Source organism: Algoriphagus sp. oki45 (assembly GCF_036245605.1).
Classification (GTDB): domain Bacteria; phylum Bacteroidota; class Bacteroidia; order Cytophagales; family Cyclobacteriaceae; genus Algoriphagus.
This window is the reverse complement of the sequence record NZ_BTPC01000002.1, coordinates 786,674-805,649: the sequence shown is the minus strand read 5'-3', so window position 1 is coordinate 805,649 and position 18,976 is coordinate 786,674. Positions and strand designations below refer to the sequence as shown.

Annotated in this window: 19 protein-coding genes and 1 tRNA gene; 12 read left to right on the top strand and 8 right to left on the bottom strand. The window is 44.6% G+C overall.

Features of this window, described 5'->3' with window-relative positions; all coding sequences use genetic code 11:
* Positions 1–46: 46 nt before the first annotated feature.
* Both AAA942_RS13035 and AAA942_RS13030 read left to right on the top strand, forming a co-directional pair.
* Positions 47–685 (top strand): flavodoxin family protein, encoded by a 639-nt coding sequence (locus tag AAA942_RS13035; RefSeq protein ID WP_338220715.1) that lies wholly within the window; start codon positions 47–49, stop codon positions 683–685.
* Positions 682–1,584, top strand: a complete 903-nt coding sequence (locus AAA942_RS13030) for a lipid A-modifier LpxR family protein (protein ID WP_338220714.1) — start codon at positions 682–684, stop codon at positions 1,582–1,584. Before AAA942_RS13035 ends, AAA942_RS13030 begins: the two co-directional genes overlap by 4 nt.
* Positions 1,585–1,657: 73 nt before the next feature.
* On the opposite strand, the gene AAA942_RS13025 is transcribed toward AAA942_RS13030, so the two are convergent.
* From AAA942_RS13025 to AAA942_RS13000, 6 genes are all read right to left on the bottom strand, one after another.
* Positions 1,658–2,227: a hypothetical protein gene (locus AAA942_RS13025; RefSeq protein ID WP_338220713.1), complete on the bottom strand. Its 570-nt coding sequence runs from the start codon at positions 2,225–2,227 to the stop codon at positions 1,658–1,660.
* Between the two features lie 506 nt (positions 2,228–2,733).
* A complete protein-coding gene (locus AAA942_RS13020) occupies positions 2,734–3,213 on the bottom strand; it encodes a DUF4252 domain-containing protein (RefSeq protein ID WP_338220712.1) in 480 nt (159 codons plus the stop codon).
* Positions 3,214–3,236: 23 nt separating this feature from the next.
* Positions 3,237–3,782: a DUF4252 domain-containing protein gene (locus AAA942_RS13015; RefSeq protein WP_338220711.1), complete on the bottom strand. Its 546-nt coding sequence runs from the start codon at positions 3,780–3,782 to the stop codon at positions 3,237–3,239.
* A gap of 2 nt (positions 3,783–3,784) precedes the next feature.
* Entirely contained in the window at positions 3,785–4,213 is a 429-nt protein-coding gene (locus AAA942_RS13010; protein ID WP_338220710.1) for a hypothetical protein, read from the bottom strand.
* Complete coding sequence (locus tag AAA942_RS13005) at positions 4,210–4,701, bottom strand: RNA polymerase sigma factor (protein ID WP_338220709.1); 492 nt, start codon at positions 4,699–4,701, stop codon at positions 4,210–4,212. The genes AAA942_RS13010 and AAA942_RS13005 overlap by 4 nt, the downstream gene beginning before the upstream one ends.
* A gap of 261 nt (positions 4,702–4,962) precedes the next feature.
* A tRNA-Phe gene (locus AAA942_RS13000) sits at positions 4,963–5,035 on the bottom strand.
* A 103-nt stretch (positions 5,036–5,138) separates the two neighbouring features.
* On the opposite strand from AAA942_RS13000, the gene AAA942_RS12995 reads away from it, so the two are divergent.
* The 6 genes from AAA942_RS12995 (at position 5,139) to AAA942_RS12970 (ending at position 10,485) form a co-directional block, all read left to right on the top strand.
* Positions 5,139–6,473, top strand: coding sequence for a 4Fe-4S dicluster domain-containing protein (locus AAA942_RS12995; protein ID WP_338220708.1), 1,335 nt, complete (start codon positions 5,139–5,141; stop codon positions 6,471–6,473).
* A gap of 93 nt (positions 6,474–6,566) precedes the next feature.
* Positions 6,567–7,358: a (Fe-S)-binding protein gene (locus tag AAA942_RS12990; RefSeq protein WP_338220707.1), complete on the top strand. Its 792-nt coding sequence runs from the start codon at positions 6,567–6,569 to the stop codon at positions 7,356–7,358.
* Positions 7,359–7,434: 76 nt separating this feature from the next.
* Positions 7,435–7,923 carry a hypothetical protein gene (locus AAA942_RS12985; protein WP_338220706.1) on the top strand — a complete coding sequence of 163 codons (489 nt, stop codon included), beginning with the start codon at positions 7,435–7,437 and terminating at the stop codon, positions 7,921–7,923.
* Between the two features lie 39 nt (positions 7,924–7,962).
* Positions 7,963–9,894, top strand: a complete 1,932-nt coding sequence (locus AAA942_RS12980) for an OmpA family protein (protein ID WP_338220705.1) — start codon at positions 7,963–7,965, stop codon at positions 9,892–9,894.
* Between the two features lie 67 nt (positions 9,895–9,961).
* Complete coding sequence (locus tag AAA942_RS12975) at positions 9,962–10,183, top strand: hypothetical protein (RefSeq protein ID WP_338220704.1); 222 nt, start codon at positions 9,962–9,964, stop codon at positions 10,181–10,183.
* The gene (locus AAA942_RS12970) at positions 10,180–10,485 is read left to right on the top strand and encodes a type II toxin-antitoxin system RelE/ParE family toxin (RefSeq protein WP_338220703.1); all 306 of its coding nucleotides are present in this window, start codon (positions 10,180–10,182) and stop codon (positions 10,483–10,485) included. The genes AAA942_RS12975 and AAA942_RS12970 overlap by 4 nt, the downstream gene beginning before the upstream one ends.
* A gap of 22 nt (positions 10,486–10,507) precedes the next feature.
* Here AAA942_RS12970 and AAA942_RS12965 read toward each other — a convergent pair whose 3' ends face one another.
* Positions 10,508–13,450, bottom strand: coding sequence for a glycoside hydrolase family 3 N-terminal domain-containing protein (locus tag AAA942_RS12965; protein ID WP_338220702.1), 2,943 nt, complete (start codon positions 13,448–13,450; stop codon positions 10,508–10,510).
* Positions 13,451–13,796: 346 nt separating this feature from the next.
* Between AAA942_RS12965 and AAA942_RS12960 the strand changes: the two genes are divergently transcribed.
* The 4 genes from AAA942_RS12960 to AAA942_RS12945 are packed head-to-tail and all read left to right on the top strand — an operon-like array spanning position 13,797 to position 17,769.
* Entirely contained in the window at positions 13,797–14,195 is a 399-nt protein-coding gene (locus AAA942_RS12960; protein WP_338220701.1) for a hypothetical protein, read from the top strand.
* Entirely contained in the window at positions 14,192–16,036 is a 1,845-nt protein-coding gene (mutL, locus tag AAA942_RS12955; protein ID WP_338220700.1) for a DNA mismatch repair endonuclease MutL, read from the top strand. Before AAA942_RS12960 ends, mutL begins: the two co-directional genes overlap by 4 nt.
* A gap of 1 nt (position 16,037) precedes the next feature.
* Positions 16,038–16,829 carry a rhomboid family intramembrane serine protease gene (locus AAA942_RS12950; RefSeq protein ID WP_338220699.1) on the top strand — a complete coding sequence of 264 codons (792 nt, stop codon included), beginning with the start codon at positions 16,038–16,040 and terminating at the stop codon, positions 16,827–16,829.
* Between the two features lies 1 nt (position 16,830).
* Entirely contained in the window at positions 16,831–17,769 is a 939-nt protein-coding gene (locus AAA942_RS12945) for a rhomboid family intramembrane serine protease (RefSeq protein WP_338220698.1), read from the top strand.
* A 52-nt stretch (positions 17,770–17,821) separates the two neighbouring features.
* Here AAA942_RS12945 and AAA942_RS12940 read toward each other — a convergent pair whose 3' ends face one another.
* On the bottom strand, positions 17,822–18,811 hold the full coding sequence (locus AAA942_RS12940) for a D-alanine--D-alanine ligase (RefSeq protein ID WP_338220697.1): 990 nt from the start codon (positions 18,809–18,811) through the stop codon (positions 17,822–17,824).
* Positions 18,812–18,976 lie beyond the last annotated feature (165 nt).

The window sequence follows — 18,976 nt, the reverse complement described above, 5'->3', positions numbered from 1 at the left end:
GACGGGATTTTTTTTGACTTTCTTTTTTACCCGAAATATCATTTTTTTGACACGGTTCCATTTGATTACCTTACAGTCTGAAAAGGCCCAACCCCTACTCGATCAGGATAAAATGAAACAAGTGCTTACTCTTCTTAGCCTATTTCTGTTTTTTGGCTTGCAGGCCTTTTCGCAAAACCAGCCCACCGTTCTGATTACTTATTTTTCCCAGTCGGGAAATACGAAGATACTCGCAGAGGCAGTCGCTGAAGGAGCAAAATCTGTAGAAGGGATTGAGGTAAAACTCCTGGCTATAGAAGAAGTGAATCCAGTGGAATTGCTAGAAGCTGAAGCAATTATTGTTGGCTCTCCTGTTTACAATGGCAATCCGGCTCCTCCTGTTTTGGAGTTTATCAATTCCTGGCCATTTGAAAACAGGCCTTTGATGGATAAACTCGGGGCGGCGTTCGTCACTGGAGGGGGAATTTCCATCGGGGAGGAGGGAGTCATGATCGATATTCTCCGAGCCATGTTGATTCACGGGATGATAGTGATGGGAGGAGAAGAGGTGGAGGCAGCTTTTGGGGCTTCTGCAATTACCGGAGAGGGGCCATTTGAAAATGAAAAAATGGATGATATTTTTTTGAGAAAAGGCTTTGGATTGGGAAAAAGGGTGGCAGAAAAAGCAATGCAAATCTCAAAATGAATTTCCGACACTTTTTTGCTATCCTCCTTTTCTTGTTGGGGATGAAGGAAGCTCTTGCAGATCCGGATTCGCTCAGAAAGTCTCAAATCACCATCCGACTGGAAAATGACGCCTACATTCCGGGCAGGATGGATCGCTACTACAGCAATGGGATCCATTTGGATTTTCACCGCTACTTGCGGGATGGCAAGAGTTTTTCAGTGACCATCGGAAAGGAAATGTACACCCCTGATTTGAGGGAAAATAAAATTGGACTTCCGATTGAGCGGCCTTTTGCAGGAATGGTATTTTTTGAGTCAGGAATGCAATGGAGAAAAAGCCGCTGGTTTTATGAGTTCAGCGCCTTGGGTGGATTGTTGGGTCCTCAGTCCGGTGTAGGTAACTTACATAATTGGTATCATGAATTGGCAGGATTTCCAAAGCCAATAGGCTGGGAGAAACAGCTACCGAATTCGATTTTGGGCAATCTTTATGCAGGGGCTAAAGTTTATTTGCTGGGAAATTCAATTGCAGATATCACTCTCTCCGGAAGAGCTGCTTTGGGAAATTGGAATCAAAACCTCCAACTGGGCCCCATATTTCGCCTAGGAAATTTACTGCCACTTTCGGTATCCCAACTTAATGGAACCAGGGTGGGATCAAAAGGCAAAAGCCTCGAACAGTACTTTCAATTGGGATTTTTTGCGAGGCAAACTTTTTGGAACGGCAGTATTAATGGGGGAAATTTAAGACAAGAATCAGGCTTTCAGGCCTCATCCCAAAGCTGGTCCTGCACCGCGGATTTGGTTCTCAACTATAAGAATATCGGTTTTTCTTACGGGCTTAGCTTTCAAGGCAGAGATACCTCAAGTGCGGAAAACCACATTTTTGGCAAAATCATTCTGCACTGGCTTTTCTGAAAAGAGCACCATCCAAAAAAAATCCCCATTCAAGTGAATGAGCAGGGATTTCGTAAAAGTTGGTTTAGCTTAATTACTTGCTTGCTACGTAGGCAGTGAATCCACCTGCAGTAGACACCTTAAAGCTGATGGCTTCAGGGAAGGCAGGCTTGGAGATGGTATACACCTTGTGCAGTCCTTGAGGATTTTCCACTGTTTCGGTATGGATCAGCTTGTCTCCGTCAAAAATTTGAACAGTTACGTCTTTGGCATCCAAGGCGGAAACCAAAAGTCTGAACTGATTATCACCCAAGACAGTCACTCTGGAATAAACTTCAGGCTTGGTTTCCACTGCGGTATTCACAGTAGAAGAACTCAAATTACCGAAGGCATCAGCTACCTGAATCTGATATTTACCTTCAGGAAGCGCGTTCAAGTCATATCTTTTTGCAAAAGCTTCAGTTTTTGTGATTCGGTCTCTCAATACAAGCTGATTCTGCTCATCGAGAATTTTTACCACCATAGGTCCTTGAGGTGCTTCTTTTACAGCTACCAAAACTTTGGATGGTTCAGTCTGACGGATTTCTACCGGTTTGTCTTCGTTGTAAGCGAACGCTCCTGTTACGATCCCCGCAACAAAAAGCATGGACATAATTTTTTTCATTTTACTAGTTGGTTTAAATAGGTTTTAAATTTCAATAACTGATCCTTTGACAGAGATCAGGGTACTTGGTTTAATATGTGCTTGATTTGATTTGTAACCTCTGGATGGACAGCTTCCATCAGGGAGTAATTTTGGGTTACCGGGCCAATTGGCTAATTCGAATTACATTACAAAGTTACTAAACGGAGCATTAATTACAATAGTTTCAATAAATCAAGTATTATTTTTTCGATTTGTTAATAATTTACGCTATTCATTGATAAAAGTATAAAATATAATCGCAATCGATAGCGAAACTCAATAAATTCCGATTTCTTGGTAAATGAAAAATTATATTCTGAAAATCAATTATTTTACAAAATCATGTCACTACACGAGTTCTATTTTTTCTTGATTCGCAATCGATTGTATGGAGGGAAAAAAATTTGAAAAAATTTTCTGTTTTGCAGTTTTTCAACAAAAAAAGCCCAAAAACGGGCTTTTTTTTTGATTCGGTATGGATGGTTTTACTTGATTTGCTTTTGGGCTTTGGCCAACATTTCTTGAGTGAAGCTTCCTTTCAGTTCGACCACGATAAGGTCTCCTTCTTTTTCATCCCCTACCAAAATAACCAAGTCCGAGAAGTTTCTAGATCCTTTTCCATAGATCATAACTCCACTCTTACCTTCGGCCGCTTCCATCAAGAGGTCATAATTCTCCCTGGCTAGTCCTTTTTGCAGGGTTTTATATTCAGTAATGGCTTGAGCACCTTCCGGAAGGGTGAAAAAATTAAGCCGCTCCACAGATTTGGCTACTGTGGCCATGTCATTTTCATCCAAATCAATTTTGAACCCTTCGGCGAAATTCATGAAGTTGCCTCCAAGCTCCATGTGGAAGAAGTCGTCATTGTTTTTGTATTTGTCCTTGAGCGATGCAATGCTTTTGCTTTGGGCTTGAACCCCAAAAACAAGGGCAAAAAGGGATAAAGTGAGAATTAGCTTTTTCATAGTTCGGTATGGTTTAGTTTAAATTATTTGCTACTCTTTGGACCTTTGGACCCTTTATTGTATTGTTCCATTCCAGGAATAGTGGTCTTTTCGGCCAGCATATTCAGGTCATCATAGGTGAAGTTGCCAAGCATGGATATCAGAGAAAAACTTTTTGCATCACCGGAAATCATCATCAGCTCCCGAATCAGGCCTCCCTCCTCCCTGACCATAAATTTCAAACTGCTGCTTTTGTTCTGGACATCCATCAGCTCCTCATATTTATTTTTGGTCAAAGTCCCCATGGCCTCAGTGTAGAGCGCTTTTCCGTTGACTTCCTCAGAGGAAAGAATCCGAATCCCTTTGATTTTTGCGATCAAAATGCCGAGTTCCTCAGTATCCTGATCTCCGTCGGCATTGTTTTTCAAGAAACCACCAGCCATCTGCATCATCTTTGGAGAAATGTAGACTCTGGAAAATCGCTCGTCTTCCATGTATTTGGAGAAAAACTTCTGAATGGCATCATCCTGCGCTTGGGCAGTAATTGCCAAGCCGAGGATTAAAAACAGAAATATGGATATCTTTTTCATAGTCAGGGTGCAGGGTTGAATAGTTGATTGGTTGTATTGAGGTATTTCAAATCCTGAAGTGGTGCCATTTGCTCTTTTCCTTTGGAAAGATTGGATTGGATTAAGGCCAAGGCTTCGGTTACTTGTTCATAGGCCTCCCGCTGTTCTTGTTTTTGCTCATAGTCTCTCCATATCCATACCGAGCTGACCAACAGCACCAAGGAAGCGGCCCATCCCAGCCACTGAAGATTTACCATGCGTCGACGGGTCGGACTTGGCACCTTGATATGCTTAGGTTCTGCGGAGCTATATCTATTCAGAATGCCAAAGAGATACTTCTCCTGCTCAAATCCATCTTCATTTTTCAGGAGTTCTTTTAGCTCTCTTTCCTCTTCGAGGGTAGATTCGGCATTCCAGTATTTCTTTGCCAGATGTTCAATTCTTTCTTTCATGGCCTTATTCCTTGGTTGATTAGCTTTTCCCGGATTTTCGTCCGGGCACGATGGAGATTTACTTTCACTTGGTCAAGTGGAATTTCCAAATGGGTTGAAATTTCTTCATAACTCATTTCTTCCACCTCACGGAGCAGAAATACATCCCGCTGTTTGGGAGAAAGCTCCTCCACTAGATCCAAAACCAGCTGATGCTCCTGCTCAGTTTCCAGTTTGTTGGACTCAGGCTGAGAAATCTCCCCGGCATTTTCCAAGCTGTCCAAAGGTTTGATTTTGCGGTAATGCATCAGCATTTCATTCTTCAGACTTTTGACCAGCCAACCTCCCAGATTGGGATGGGACCGTAATTCATGTTGTCGGATCACCGATTTTTCGAAGACATTCTGGAGCACATCCTCAGCCAGGTCCCGGTCCTTGGTCCAGAGGTACACCATTCGGTATAGCCTGCCCTTCAAAGGCCAGATGTGTGTCTCGAAAAATGAATTCATTCAGTAGGATGATGCAGATAGGCGGGAAAAGTTACAGGCTTGGAAGAAAAAAAAGAATTTTCTCGAAAACCTTACTCTAAAAACAAGGATTCTAAGCATAAAGCATCTCTCAAAGATTAGATTCATTTTAAATTCAGTTGAAAAAATAGTATGCATGCAGACTATTTTATATTTTGCACAGGTGAAAAACAGGAGTAACACAACGGTAAGCAAGAAAGCAAGGGGCAAAAAAAATCCCGATCCATTGAGGGATCGGGAGGGTGGTGATGAGTGGACTCGAACCACCGACTCACGGATTTTCAGTCCGATGCTCTACCAGCTGAGCTACATCACCTTTTCGTAAAGTGATGCAAAGGTAGAAATATGCCGAATTGATACAAATGGTTTTCAGAAAAAAATAAACCCAAATTCTTGAATAAACTGCTAATTAAAACACTATGAGCATCTTACCTCAGCTCGCATTTCTCCTGATTTTAGGGGTTGCGGGGTATATTTTGAGTAAAAGGATCAAATTTCTGAGAAGAAATATCCTTTTGGGCAAGGGCGAGACCAGAAATGACCAACCGGAAAAACGCTGGCAGACGATGCTGCTCGTTGCTTTTGGACAGCAGAAAATGTTTGCCCGACTGATTCCGGCATTTCTTCACTTGTTGATTTATGTCGGCTTTTTGGTGATCAATCTTGAAGTCCTTGAGTTCATTCTTGACGGGATATTGGGCACTCATCGCCTGTTTGCTCCGGTATTGGGAGGAGCCTATACGGTAGCTATCAATATTTTTGAATTTCTCGCCGTAGCCGTGTTGATTTCCTGCGTGGCCTTTTTGATTCGCAGAAATGTAATGAAAGTGGAACGCTTCACTAAGCCGGAAATGAAAGGCTGGCCTGCGCTTGACGGAAATTTAATTTTGGTGATTGAGATCATCCTGATGTTTGCAATCCTTACCATGAATGCAACAGATCAGATCTTGGCTTCCCGTGGAGATGAACACTACTTGGCCTTGGGAACGCTGTTTTTCAGCAGTATGCTGCAGCCTTTATTTGAAGGGTTTTCCGATGGGGCTTTGGTGGCCATTGAGCGTTTTGCCTGGTGGTTTCATATCGTGGGTATCCTCGCCTTTGCCGTATACGTGACCTATTCCAAGCACCTTCATATCTTTTTGGCATTTCCGAATACCTGGTATTCCAACTTGAAGCCAAAAGGAGAGATCAAAAACATGCCCGAAGTGACCGATGAGGTCAATATGATGCTGGGGATTCAGAGTGAAGCTGCCTCCGAGCCTCCGGCTGAGATAGGACGTTTTGGCGCAAAAGATATCAATGACCTCACTTGGGTCAATGTAATGAATGCCTATTCCTGCACCGAATGCGGAAGATGTACATCAGAATGCCCCGCCAACCTGACCGGGAAGAAACTTTCTCCCCGAAAGATCATGATGGACGTGAGGGATCGTGCAGAAGAAGTAGGGAAAAGCATTGATAGCGGTGGGCCAGGATTAGAAGATGGCAAGGCACTTTTGGGGGACTACATCACCAAAGAGGAAATCAACGCCTGCACCAGCTGCAATGCCTGCGTGGAAGCCTGTCCGGTAAATATCGACCCGCTATCGATCATACTTCAGCTTCGACGCTACGTGGCCATGGAAGAGTCCGGCACACCTGCCCAATGGAATGCCATGTTCCAAAACATGGAAACCAGCTTCTCCCCTTGGAAATTCAGCCCATCTGACCGCTTCAATTGGGCTGATAAAGTCAAAGAGGAGGAAATGAAATAAAAAGTCCGATGCTGGATGCCCGATGTCCGATGATGACTTTGTCTCTCGCCATTGGTTTCTAGCTTCTTGTGTCTAATGTCTAAAATCTGAAAAATGTCAACATACAAAGTTCCAACCATGGCCGAAGTGGCCGCCAGTGGCCAATCTCCCGAGGTATTGTTTTGGGTGGGCTGCGCAGGCTCATTTGATGAGAGATATAAGGCCGTCACTCAGGCTTTCGTCAAAATTCTCAACAAAGTGGGAGTCAGCTTTGCTGTCTTGGGTCCAGAAGAAACCTGCACGGGAGATCCTGCACGACGTGCCGGAAATGAGTTTCTTTTCCAAATGCAAGCAGTTGCAAATATTCAGGTAATGAATGGCTATGAAGTGAAAAAAGTCGTTACTGCCTGCCCGCATTGCTTTAATACCATCAAAAATGAATACCCCGCTCTGGGCGGTAACTATGAGGTGATCCACCATTCCCAGTTTCTCCAGCAGCTGATCAATGAAGGAAAAGTAAGGCTGCAAGGAGGAGGGGAGTTCAAAGGAAAGAAAATCACCTTCCATGATTCCTGCTATTTGGGAAGAGCCAATGACGTCTACGAAGCTCCCAGAGAAGTAATCAAAGCCCTCGATGTAGAACTGGTGGAAATGAAGCGATGCCGTACCAAAGGACTCTGCTGCGGAGCCGGTGGTGCCCAGATGTTTAAGGAGCCTGAACCTGGAAAAAAAGACATCAACATCGAGCGAACCGAAGAGGCTTTGGCTACCGGAGCCCAGGCCATAGCCGTAGGATGTCCTTTTTGCCTGACCATGATGACCGATGGGGTCAAAAACAAGGAAAAGGAAAATGATGTGCAGGTCTATGATCTTGCTGAGATGATTGCCAAGGACATGGGCATATAAGATTGATCGCATTGAATCAATTCGACCCTTTTTGCCGTTATGCAGAAAGGGTTTTTCTTTGACCAAACAAAACGTCATGTACATTCCATTTGATCAGCTGCCAGGGCATGCCCGAGTGTGGATTTATCAGTCCAACAGGACACTGAATGAAAAAGAACAAGAAATTATCAAGCAAAGACTGAGGCAATTTTGCGAAGGTTGGAATACCCATGGTAACACTATGCCGACTTCATTTCAACTCCTTGACAGGCAAATCTTGATTTTGGCTGTAGATGAAAGCCAATTGGGTACCAGCGGATGCTCCATTGACAGCTCGGTGAGGGTGCTTAGGGAATTGGAATCTATTCTGGGGATCAACTTGACCGATCAGGGAAAAGTGACGCTGAAAGGTCCGGAGGGTGAGGTATATGTTTTTCCGGCTTTGGGACTGAAAGGTAAAGTACAAGAAGGACAAGTCACCCTTGAGCAGAAAGTGATCAATCCGCTGATCCAAACCAAATCCGATCTTCACCAACTCTGGCAACCTGTCCGAAATAGCTGGCTGAACAAATATTTTCCGAATTAAATTTGTATTATTCTGAGCCCGAACATGCATTTGAAATCCATGAAATATAATTTTTTATCAATTTCTCTTCTTTTCACCCTCCTCTTGGGAGGTTGTAAAAGTTTGTTGGAAAAAGGCAACGATCAGTTTCTCTCAGGCCAATATCAATATGCCATCAATACCTTTGGGGGAATATTGGAGCAGGATTCCACGGATTTCCGAGCAAACCAGGTTTTAGCTGAGAGTTATCGGCTTTCCAACCGGATTGAAAAATCAGAACCCTATTATCGGCAACTGGTAGAGCAGGAACCTTCTTTCAATCATTACTTTTTCCTAGCCCAAAGCTTGAAAGCCCAACAGAAAAACGAAGAAGCCAAACAAGCCTTTGAATCTGCCAAACAATACACCTCTGATGAAGCACTTTTGGCAAGAACCCAGCGGGAAATCGAATCCATCAAACTAGCCGAAGGCATTGAAGACTATTGGCCTAACCATGTCTTGGTCAACTATCAAGAACTGAACACCCCAGGACCGGATTACAGCCCCGTCGTGAGCGAAAACTTCCTTTACTTTACTGCCGGAAGACAGGCCTCAGGAATTTATCCTGCCACGGGGACTCCATACACCAAGCTGTTTCGAACCCGCGCAGAAGGACTCAGAGTAGATGTAGGATCAATTCAAGCTCTTCCAGAATTCAGAAATGAGGAAGGCCTGAACCAGGGAGCCATCGCAATCAGTCCCGATGGCAATACCATTATCTACAGCCGGGGCAATTCTACCTCCCCAAAAGACCTTCCCGAAAACGCCCTTTTTGTTTCCTATTTCAGGGGATCAGGATTTACTCAACCGATCTGGATGCCGGTAAATGAAGATGAATTCTGGTGGAATTCTACCCCTGCCTTTAGTCCAGATGGTTCCGAATTGTACTTTGCTTCCAACCGACCCGGAGGCTATGGAGGAATTGATCTCTACAAGGCCACCAAGCTTGCCAATGGAGATTTTGGCAATGCAGTTAATCTCGGTCCAACCATCAATACGCCTGGAAATGAGCTTTTCCCAAGAATGGCACCTGACGGAAAGTTTTTCTTTTCATCAGACGGACATCCAGGATATGGTAAGCTTGATCTTTTTGTGGCTGAAAAAGACGAAAATGGAACACAGGTGATCAAAAACCTGGGAGAGAACTTCAATACCAAAGATGATGATTTCGGTATTTTCTTCACCGAATATCCCAAATCCGGTTTTATCTCCTCCAATCGAGAAGGTGGGATCGGAGACGATGATATCTACTTCTTCGAGGACAAAACACCCAAGCCGAAAATCATCAATGTCCTGCTGAATGTATTTGCCAAGGAATCCAAAGAAGATGGCTCGGATACCCCAATTCCTCAGACACGAATTGTTCTGTATGGCTCGGACAATAAACAGCAGGGAGGAGACTTCTCCAATGCTAACGGTCGTGTGAGATTTACCATGGCTCCTGATTCGGATTATACCATCATCGCCTCCAAAAATGGCTACTTCTCCAAGTCTGTTCCTTACACCACCAAAGGAAAAACTCCTAATCCGGCTACTCTCATCCAGGATGTGACCAACGTAACTCTGGACACGACCATTTATCTGGATCAGTTGATTCTGGAGAAGTCAATTGTCTTGGAAAACATCTATTACGATTTGGATAAGGCCGATATCCGTCCGGATGCAGCCCTTGAGCTGGACAAATTGGTCAAAATTTTGGCAGACAATCCAAGCATCCGAATCGAGCTGAGCTCTCACACAGACGCCAGATCAAGTGATGCTTACAACTTGGATCTTTCTCAGCGAAGAGCTCAAAGTGCCGTTGATTACATAGTCTCCAAAGGGATAGCGGCTGATCGATTGGTGGCCAAAGGCTACGGAGAAAGTCAGTTGATCATCAAAGACGCCCAAACTGAGGAAGAACATCAAGTCAACCGAAGGACCGAGTTTAAGGTGATTGAGATAAAAGAATAAAGTCAAGAATCAAAAGCACTTCAGTTGAAGTGCTTTTTTGATTAAATTGAAGACTAAATATTTGACAATGAATATTAAAGAAAGAAAAATGGTAGTAATTCAATCCATCGAGAATATGGATGAAAAATTATTTATCCAAATTGAAAAATTTTTAGGTAAAGTTCATGGGAATGAATCCTTAATTGAATTGGTGAACCGAGCACTTGCATCAGAACAAGATATTGCATCGGGAAACTTACTTACACTTGACGACGCAGAGAAGCTTTTGGATCAGCAGCTCTTTAAATGAAGATAGTAATTACCAGGCAGGCCTTAGGTAGCCTAAAAGACTCCTTGAACTTTTATTTGAAAGAAATGGAGGTCCCAAAAGAGGTAGTCTCTAGATTAAAAACAGATTTATTTTCAGCCTGCAAAAAACTATCTACAGAACCTTATTTAGGGCAGGAAGAACCATTTTTAGCCTTTTTAAATCTTGGACATAGAAGACTATTAGAAGGAAATTTTAAAATCATTTACCGAATAGTCAATAAACAAGTAATTATCACTGATTTTTTTGATACTAGAAGAAATCCTTCCAAAATAAAGCCTTAAGAATATAAATTTTTACATCTCTTTAATTCTCCATCGCCTCGTAGATCAAATCATGAATCTCAGTCCGGATGCCTTCAGATAGTAGCTTATTGTTATTAGCATCCGGGTAGACGCGATTGGAAAGAAAGACATAAATCAGGTCATTTTCAGGATCTGCCCAAACACAAGTCCCGGTAAATCCGGTATGGCCAAAGGTAGACTTGGGAGCCAATTTCCCCGCAGAACCTCCCTTTCCAGCCTCCGGTTCGGGCTTGTCCCAACCCCAACCTCGGCGACTCATGGTAGATTGCCTTTTGGTAAACTCCTTTACTGTCTGCGGCCGAATCAGCGTGACATCCCCATATTTACCCTGATTGAGCATCAGCTGCATCATCACTGCCAGATCATTTGCAGTACCGAATAATCCTGCATGCCCAGCTACTCCACCAAACATGGCTGCTCCCGGGTCATGCACGTATCCTTGCACCTGTCTCTTTCTGAAGGCTACATCATTCTCCGTCGGAGCAATCGACGTGATGGGCATTTTGTTGGCTGGATTAAAGGTAAGCGTATGCAGGCCCAAGGGTTCGTAGAAGTTTTGAGCTAAAAATTCATCCAATGGCTGATTAACTATCCGCTCGATGACTGCCTGCATGAAGTACATGGTGAGGTCTGAATAAACATATTTCACCGGCTTGGGAAGCAAGTCTGACTTGACGGTCCAGTTCCAAATACTGTCCCTCAATCCATCCCTTGCAAACATATCATTGGACACTGGGCGCGAAAATCCCGGTTCGGATGCAGGTTTGTAGTACTCAGACCTCCATTGGCCTCCCTCTACCGTTTTCACATAGTGAGGAATAAATGCCTTCAGTCCTGCTTCATGAGCCATCACATTTTTCAGCACCAGATTGGCCTTGTTAGTCCCTCTCAGTTCAGGAAGGTAATAGCCCAAGGTTTTATCCATATCGAGCTCTCCCCTGCTTTCCAAGAACATGGCCGCCTGAGTGGTAGCGAGTACCTTGGTGATGGATGCCAAATCATACACCGTATTCGAGGTTACACGGGCTGTTCTTTTGTAATCCAAGTATCCGTAAGATCTTTCGAAGACCACTTTTCCATCCTTTACTACCAGCACATTGGCTCCTGGTGCGGCTTGGATTTTGATCATTCTTTGGGCAACTTCATCTATCCGGTCAAGTTTTTCACTACTGAGCCCCACACTTTCAGGCAACCCGTAAGACAACTTCTCCAAACCCGGAAGAAAGCCTCCCACTCCTTGGGAATACCCTCCACTGACACTTACCGGAAGAATTCCCTTGCCGGGACGACCTCCAAAGAGAAGTTGAGGTGCCAGGATTTGAGTCATTTCATTGTTTTCGTAGGCAAGAACCACATTTCCCATTCCCTGGACAGCTGTAGCAGCATAGGCATTTCCAAATAGTACGATGACTACCTTTTGCCTTTTTTCCAAGGCTTTGATTAGCTGAATGTCCATGGGAGCGATGCCGAATGCCCGATTGGGACTGTTGGTGACGCCCATGAGTCCCACGATGACCACATCAAAATCCTCCAGCTTTTTCATCAGGGCATAGTGCTCGGATTGAGTAGCGGCTTTTCCTACCGAAAAGTGCTCCACTTTCGTGTATTTGTTCAGGTATTGGGAGAATTTTTCACCGGGATCGCCAATGGTCAGACTCGCAAAAGACCTCATATCCAGCTGCTTGAAAGGCAAAAGATCCCCTTTGTTGGAAGTCACCGTGAAGGCATCAGCATACAATTTCTCCAAGACTACCTTTGAATCAGTGGGATTTAGGCGCTCGGCGATTTTATGGGTATCGATGGGTTTTCTTTTGTGTAAACCTGTCCAATATTTTGCCTTCAGAATTTTCTTTACTCTTCTGTTGATTTCTGCTTCCGAAATGAGCCCTTGACTGACCGCTTCCTTGATCAGGATTTTGGCTTTGGGTACATCCTGAGAATATAAAAGCACATCGTTACCTGCCAAAAGTGCCTTGACATCCACTTCTCCGGGTCTGTTGGACACGGCTACTCCTCTCATGTTCAAGGCATCCGTGAAGACCAAACCCTGAAAATTCATCCGCTTTTGGAGCAAGTCAGTGACCACAGGCTTGGAAAGGCTAGTGGGCACGCTGGTTCCTTGATTCAGACTTGGCACATCAAGATGGGCGACCATGACGGACATCAGATTTTCCCTGAATAGCTCCTGATAAGGGTATAGGTCCACATTCCAGATTCGATTTTCTGCATGCTTAATGACCGGAAGAGTGTGGTGACTGTCAGTTTCCGTATCTCCGTGACCCGGAAAGTGTTTGGCATTGGCTATGACCCCGTGGTCCTGAAGGCCCTTCATGTAGGCTAAAGCCTGTCGGGTTACCAAGTCTTTGTTTTCACCAAAAGCCCGATAGCCTATGACCGGATTATTTGGATTGGAATTCACATCTACCACAGGGGCAAAGTTGATGTGCATGCCCAGTTCCTTGAATTGCAGGGCAATCTGCTTTCCCATCTCATAAATCAGCTGATCATCCTGCACGGCCCCCAAAGTCATGGCTTTGGGAAAATTCAGTACCGAATCCAGTCGCATCCCCACACCCCACTCCGCATCCATGGCAATAAAAAGAGGGGTTTTGGCTTGGGCTTGATAATAATTTGTCAACCTCGCCTGCCGATTGGGTCCTCCCTGGAAAAAAATCAAACCTCCCAGGTTTTCTGATTTGATCAGATTGCTGATCTCATCCACATGCTTTTGATCCTTATTGGAATAGGCAGCGACCATGAACAGCTGTCCCAGACGTTCGTCAAAAGTCAGCGCATTGAACACGCTATCTACCCAAGAAAGCTGAAGAGAGCGGTCTGTACTGAGAAGAGGATCTTCATTGGCCACAAAAAGATCAATCCTTGCGGAAGAAAAAAGGCCCATAATTATGAAAAAGCTGAGAAGCATCCAAGGCTTCTTTCTCATCCCATACATGATTTTAATTCCTTAACTTTTGAAGTAAATTTGTGTTGATACTAAAGAAAAGGGAGAAATCCTTCTTAACCTTTGAATCAACAACGCAGACTGCCTACGCAAATTTCAAGTTAATAAAGTTTGGGTTAGAAAGCTGAGAAATCCCTGCCAATGTCCTGTAAAATCTGATCCATGGACGTATGGGATGAGCAAAATTTAAGGTATTGGAGAAAAAGATACGTGTAAAGGAATGTGGCCTTCCAAATTTTGCCCAGTTTTGAAAGAACGGACTTAACTTCAAATCCAAGGTAAAAAGGCACAGATAAAATTGCCTTTTGCTGAATTAAATAAGACCCCGATGAAATTTCCTTCCATATTCAGAACCTCCTCTCCACAGAGATTTGATATCAAGCCCAGATACTACGATCCCGTAAAGGAAGAAATAGAGGAAAGAACTTCCAGAATCAAACAAGAACTTAAAGAAGAAGGACTGATTAGCGGTGATGACGAAAACCCAATGGGTTATGGCGCCGGCATTCGCGGGTCATTCTCCAACTACAGAGGTATCAAGCAGAGAGACACCAATCTTTTCAGCTCTACTGCTATGATCCGCACACTCATCTTTTTTGGGTTGATTGCAGCTTCTTTTGGATACATCTACATCGGTCCAGAAATATTCACCTATCTCGCTTACGGAGCAGTGATAGTAGGTGCAGTTTACTTTTTCTTCAGAATCAAAAAGCAAGGCAAAAGATGAACAATGTCATCCAGCTGCTTCCGGATGCCATTGCCAATCAGATTGCTGCAGGAGAAGTAGTCCAACGACCCTCCTCAGCACTTAAAGAACTTTTGGAAAATGCGATTGACGCCGGGGCAACACACATTCAGGTCATCATCAAGGATGCGGGTAAGCAGCTAGTCCAAGTCATTGACAATGGAAAAGGTATGTCCCCCACGGATGCCCGCATGAGTTTTGAGCGTCATGCTACCTCCAAAATCCGGACTTCTCAAGATCTCTTTGCCATTCGAACCTTCGGCTTTCGTGGAGAGGCTTTGGCCTCCATAGCTGCTGTGGCCCAAGTGGAAATGAAAACCCGGCAAGCCGATTCGGAACTGGGTACCCTGATCCAGATCGACGGCTCGGAGGTCAAAAAACAGGAACCGGTGGCAGCCCCTGTGGGTACCTCTATTTCCATGAGAAACCTGTTTTTCAATGTTCCTGCCCGGAGAAATTTCCTCAAGTCCAATCCCGTGGAGATGCGGCACTTAGTGGAAGAGTTTCAACGAGTAGCGTTGTCCTACCCGGAAGTGGCATTTACCCTGTATCAGCAGGATTTGGAAACATACAATCTTCCGAGTGGCAAACTCAGTCAGCGGATTGTAGGCCTTTTCGGAAAATCCTACCAAGGCCAACTCGTACCTTGTGAGGAATTGACTCCTCACCTCAATGTCAAAGGGTATATCGGCAAACCTGAAAGTGCCAAAAAAACACGGGGAGAGCAGTTTTTCTTTGTCAACAACCGCTACATCAAAAGCTCCTATCTAAGCCATGCAGTCAGTTCTGCCTTTGAAGGGTTGATTCAGGCAGATCAGCATCCGTTTTATGTGCTCTTCTTGGAGATTGACCCGGCACATATCGATATCAATGTGCATCCTACCAAGACGGAAATCAAATTTGACGATGAGCGAACTGTGTATGCAGTGATTCGCTCCGCGGTCAAACAGGCTTTGGGCGCTCATCACGTGGCTCCCTCTTTGGATTTCAGCTTGGATGTGAATTTTCAGGAAAACTGGAACAAGGATCCTGAGAAGAAACTGCAGGTAGACCGGGAATACAGCTACAAGACCTTCAATACTCCTGAATTCAAAAAATTATCAGTTTCTGGCTGGGAGCGCCTTTTTGAAGGAAACTTGCCTTCCCAAAGCAGTCCCAGCCAACCCAAAGGCGAAGAGGAAACAGAAATCCTGACTTTCCCCAGCCGGGCCTCCATGGATGAACCTCGATTTATGATCGTACCGGAGGAAACTGAATCCACCGGCACTACCTTTCAGGTGGAGCAGAGCTACATCGTGGCCCAGATGTCGACCGGATTGATGATCCTCGATCAGCAGTCAGCGCATGAGCGGATACTCTATGAGCGATATCTGAAAAATATCCAAACAGCAAAAGGAGCCTCTCAGCAGTGTCTTTTTCCAGCCACAATCCAGCTCAATCCTTCGGATTACGCCCTAGTGATGGACATGGTGGAAGAATTGCACAGTTTGGGATTTATGGTGGAACCTTTCGGAAAAGACACCTTTTTGATCCAAGGTGTGCCTGCAGATGTGACGGTAAAAAATGAAAAGGACCTTTTCGAAGGACTTCTCGAACAGTTTAAAAATTTCAAAAACGAGCTCTCTCTGGACAAAAGAGAAAACCTTGCGCGCTCACTTTCCCGTAGATCATCGATCAAGAAAGGACAAAAACTCAATCCCCAGGAAATGGAAAATCTGGTTGGGCAGCTTTTTGCCTGCCAAAATCCAAACTATTCGCCAGCAGGGAACAAAACTTTTGTCAAATTGGATTTAAATAGCATACATTCTTTTTTCGGAAAATAACATGTTCAGAAACATCACACCGGTAGTCCAAAATCTCCTCCTGATCAACGTGGTTGTCTTCTTGGTGGCGAGTTTTGTTTTACCAGTCCTTAACCAATGGTTTGCCCTGTTCAATATCCAAAGTGAATATTTCAAACCCTTTCAGTTTTTGACTTACATGTTTATGCATGCCGACTTCTGGCACTTGTTCAGCAATATGTTTGGTCTGCTGATTTTCGGACCGCTGCTGGAGCAGTTTTTGGGACCCAAAAAACTGTTTACCCTCTGGATGGTCTGTGGAGTGGGTGCCGGGGTACTTTATACCGGATACAGTGTGTATCAATACAAATCTCTGGAAAGCAAAGTTTTGACCTTTGAAGCCAACCCCGATCCGGAATACTTCAATAAACTTGTTGTGCAAAACCGAGGGTACTTCTCCCCGGAGGTATTTGACTTTGTCGATGCCTACAGTAGAAATCCTAATGATCCGGTCTATGTAGAACGGGCTGAAAAAACCCTTCAGGCTATCCTTCGATTGAATGTTAATCAGCCCATGGTCGGAGCTTCTGGAGCTTTGTTTGGAATTTTGATTGCCTTTGCAATGCTTTTCCCCAACACCCAGCTCTTTCTGCTCTTTCCGCCTATGCCTATCAAGGCCAAGTATCTGGTGGGGGCTTATGCCGTATATACGATATACAGCGTTATGATCAATAATCCCACGGATAATGTGGCCCATTTCGCACACCTGAGCGGTCTGATCATTGGGGCGGCCTTGGTTTACAATTGGAAAAAAGACAGAAACAGCTTCTATTGATATGTACGGTAGCTTTTGGGAAAATCTGAGAAACGCCTTCCGGCACAGCGACAACAGCCTTTATAAGCTGATTGCCATCAATTTGATTGTGTTTTTTGCTTTGCTGATCAGCCGGGTGATTCTCACCATCGGAGGCTTGGGCGAACTCTATCGGGCTGGGTTAAGCTGGCTGATGATGCCTGCCTCTTTGGAGAAATTGGCTTTCCAGCCTTGGACACCGCTTACCTACATGTTCCTTCACGAAGGGGTATTCCATATCCTCTTCAATATGCTTTTTCTGTATTGGTTTGGGATGGTGGTCCATCAGTATTTGGGAAGCCGAAAGCTGGCCAATCTCTACATCCTGGGCGGTTTGTTTGGGGCGATTTTCTACGTGTTGATCTATAATCTTTCTCCCTATTTCAATGATTCGGTGAGTTCGTCCATGATGCTGGGGGCTAGTGCCGGAGTATTTGGAGTGGTGGTGGGGGCTGCTACATTGGCTCCGAATACCACATTTTTCCTGATTCTGATCGGGCCGGTTAAAATCGTGTATATCGCCGCTTTTTACGTGATCCTTTCCTTTGCCAACTCCATCGGAGCCAATGCCGGAGGGGAAATTGCGCACTTGGGAGGAGCGCTTTTGGGCTACCTCTATGTAGTGCAGCTACGCAAAGGAAATGATTGGGGCAAACCCGTGCAGAAAGTGGGTATTTTCTTTGAAAATCTCCTCTCCGGAAGAAGAAGCAAAGTCAAAGTCAGCTACCGCAAAGCCAAAACAACTACCAATTCCGGAGGATTTGCCGGGTTTGGAAGTTCCCAAAAATCAAGTCCGGTGAGCAAGTCGACAGAAACCACTCAGGAAGAAATCGACCGAATCCTGGACAAAATCGCCGAGAAAGGCTACGATGCGCTGAGCAAAGAAGAAAAAAGGAAGCTTTTTGAGTTTAGTAAAAAGTAAATCAGAAACAGATAGAAATACACTCCGCTTCGCTCCGTGTATTTCAACTGTATTATTTTTCAAACATCTCCTCAATCAACTGGTTGTAAAACTCCCGCACTTCCATCCCAATTGCCCGAACCTGCTGGGAAATTAAGCTGGTTTCGGTTTGCCCAGGTACCGTATTGATTTCGATGAAATAAAACTTCCCCGTCTCGTGCTGTAGAAAATAATCAATACGCACTGCTCCTTTGCAGTTCAGCTTCTCATAGACTTGGGATACGATCCGGCCGACTCGCTCCACTTCCTCTTCACTCATCCGACCGGGGGTGATTTCCTCCGTCACTCCTGGAATGTACTTTGCCTCGTAATCGAAGAATTCCTTGCTGCTTACGATCTCCGTAGCCGGCAAAACGGTGATCTCCCCTTTTCCTTTGAAAACCCCAATCGAAAACTCTCTTCCGCTTACAAACTCCTCCACGAGTACCTGCTTGTCCTCTGCGAAGGCCTTTTCCAAGGCCTCAGGCAACTCTTCCCAGGTTTTTACCTTACTCATCCCTATGGAGCTTCCTCCGTTGTTGGGTTTGATAAAGAGTGGCAGGGCAAGTTCAGCCTCGATCTTTGCTGAATTTCCAGGAGTATTTTCAAAAAGCTGAATGGATTTGGCCACGTTCAGCTCAGGAATATCCTGCACAATGGCTTTGGTATAGCCCTTGTTCATCGTGATAGCCGAGGTCAGCTGATCGCAAGTGGTGTATGGGATGCCCAACATATCAAAGTAGCCGGCCAACTTCCCATCTTCTCCGGGAGAGCCGTGAAGAATATTGAACACTCCGTCAAACTTGACCTTTTCATCCCCGATAGAGATGCTGAAGTCATTCAAATCCACTGGAATCTTCTCCCCTGAGGCACAGATAAAATGCCAATCTCCGGGGTAAATCAGAATCTTGTAGACATCATACCGATCACGATCAATGGTCTTTTCGACGACAGCGGCACTTTTAAGCGAAATGACGGATTCACCGGTGAAGCCTCCGGTAACCAAGGCAATTTTCTTCTTCATAGCGGGGAAAAATCTAAGTACGAAATAGCTAATTTTCCGTTTACCCTCCAAGGGTTTCCAATGACTCGGAGCGTTTTATATATTCGCCCACGTTTCAGAAAAGAATTTTACCCAAATCAAGAAAATATGATTAAAAGTTGGAAAGTGCTCAGCCTGGCTTGGATG

Bases quoted from the DNA above. Each gene is read 5' to 3' on its own strand.
- AAA942_RS12985 (WP_338220706.1), top strand. From the start codon at position 7,435: ATGTACATTCCATTTGATCAGCTGCCAGGGCATGCCCGAGTGTGGATT.
- AAA942_RS13020 (WP_338220712.1), bottom strand. From the start codon at position 3,213: ATGAAAAAGCTAATTCTCACTTTATCCCTTTTTGCCCTTGTTTTTGGG.
- mutL (WP_338220700.1), top strand. From the start codon at position 14,192: ATGAACAATGTCATCCAGCTGCTTCCGGATGCCATTGCCAATCAGATT.
- AAA942_RS12940 (WP_338220697.1), bottom strand. From the start codon at position 18,811: ATGAAGAAGAAAATTGCCTTGGTTACCGGAGGCTTCACCGGTGAATCC.
- AAA942_RS13025 (WP_338220713.1), bottom strand. From the start codon at position 2,227: ATGAAAAAAATTATGTCCATGCTTTTTGTTGCGGGGATCGTAACAGGA.
- AAA942_RS12950 (WP_338220699.1), top strand. From the start codon at position 16,038: ATGTTCAGAAACATCACACCGGTAGTCCAAAATCTCCTCCTGATCAAC.
- AAA942_RS12960 (WP_338220701.1), top strand. From the start codon at position 13,797: ATGAAATTTCCTTCCATATTCAGAACCTCCTCTCCACAGAGATTTGAT.
- AAA942_RS12975 (WP_338220704.1), top strand. From the start codon at position 9,962: ATGAATATTAAAGAAAGAAAAATGGTAGTAATTCAATCCATCGAGAAT.
- AAA942_RS12990 (WP_338220707.1), top strand. From the start codon at position 6,567: ATGTCAACATACAAAGTTCCAACCATGGCCGAAGTGGCCGCCAGTGGC.
- AAA942_RS13010 (WP_338220710.1), bottom strand. From the start codon at position 4,213: ATGAAAGAAAGAATTGAACATCTGGCAAAGAAATACTGGAATGCCGAA.
- AAA942_RS12995 (WP_338220708.1), top strand. From the start codon at position 5,139: ATGAGCATCTTACCTCAGCTCGCATTTCTCCTGATTTTAGGGGTTGCG.
- AAA942_RS12980 (WP_338220705.1), top strand. From the start codon at position 7,963: ATGAAATATAATTTTTTATCAATTTCTCTTCTTTTCACCCTCCTCTTG.
- AAA942_RS13030 (WP_338220714.1), top strand. From the start codon at position 682: ATGAATTTCCGACACTTTTTTGCTATCCTCCTTTTCTTGTTGGGGATG.
- AAA942_RS13015 (WP_338220711.1), bottom strand. From the start codon at position 3,782: ATGAAAAAGATATCCATATTTCTGTTTTTAATCCTCGGCTTGGCAATT.
- AAA942_RS12945 (WP_338220698.1), top strand. From the start codon at position 16,831: ATGTACGGTAGCTTTTGGGAAAATCTGAGAAACGCCTTCCGGCACAGC.
- AAA942_RS13005 (WP_338220709.1), bottom strand. From the start codon at position 4,701: ATGAATTCATTTTTCGAGACACACATCTGGCCTTTGAAGGGCAGGCTA.
- AAA942_RS12970 (WP_338220703.1), top strand. From the start codon at position 10,180: ATGAAGATAGTAATTACCAGGCAGGCCTTAGGTAGCCTAAAAGACTCC.
- AAA942_RS12965 (WP_338220702.1), bottom strand. From the start codon at position 13,450: ATGAGAAAGAAGCCTTGGATGCTTCTCAGCTTTTTCATAATTATGGGC.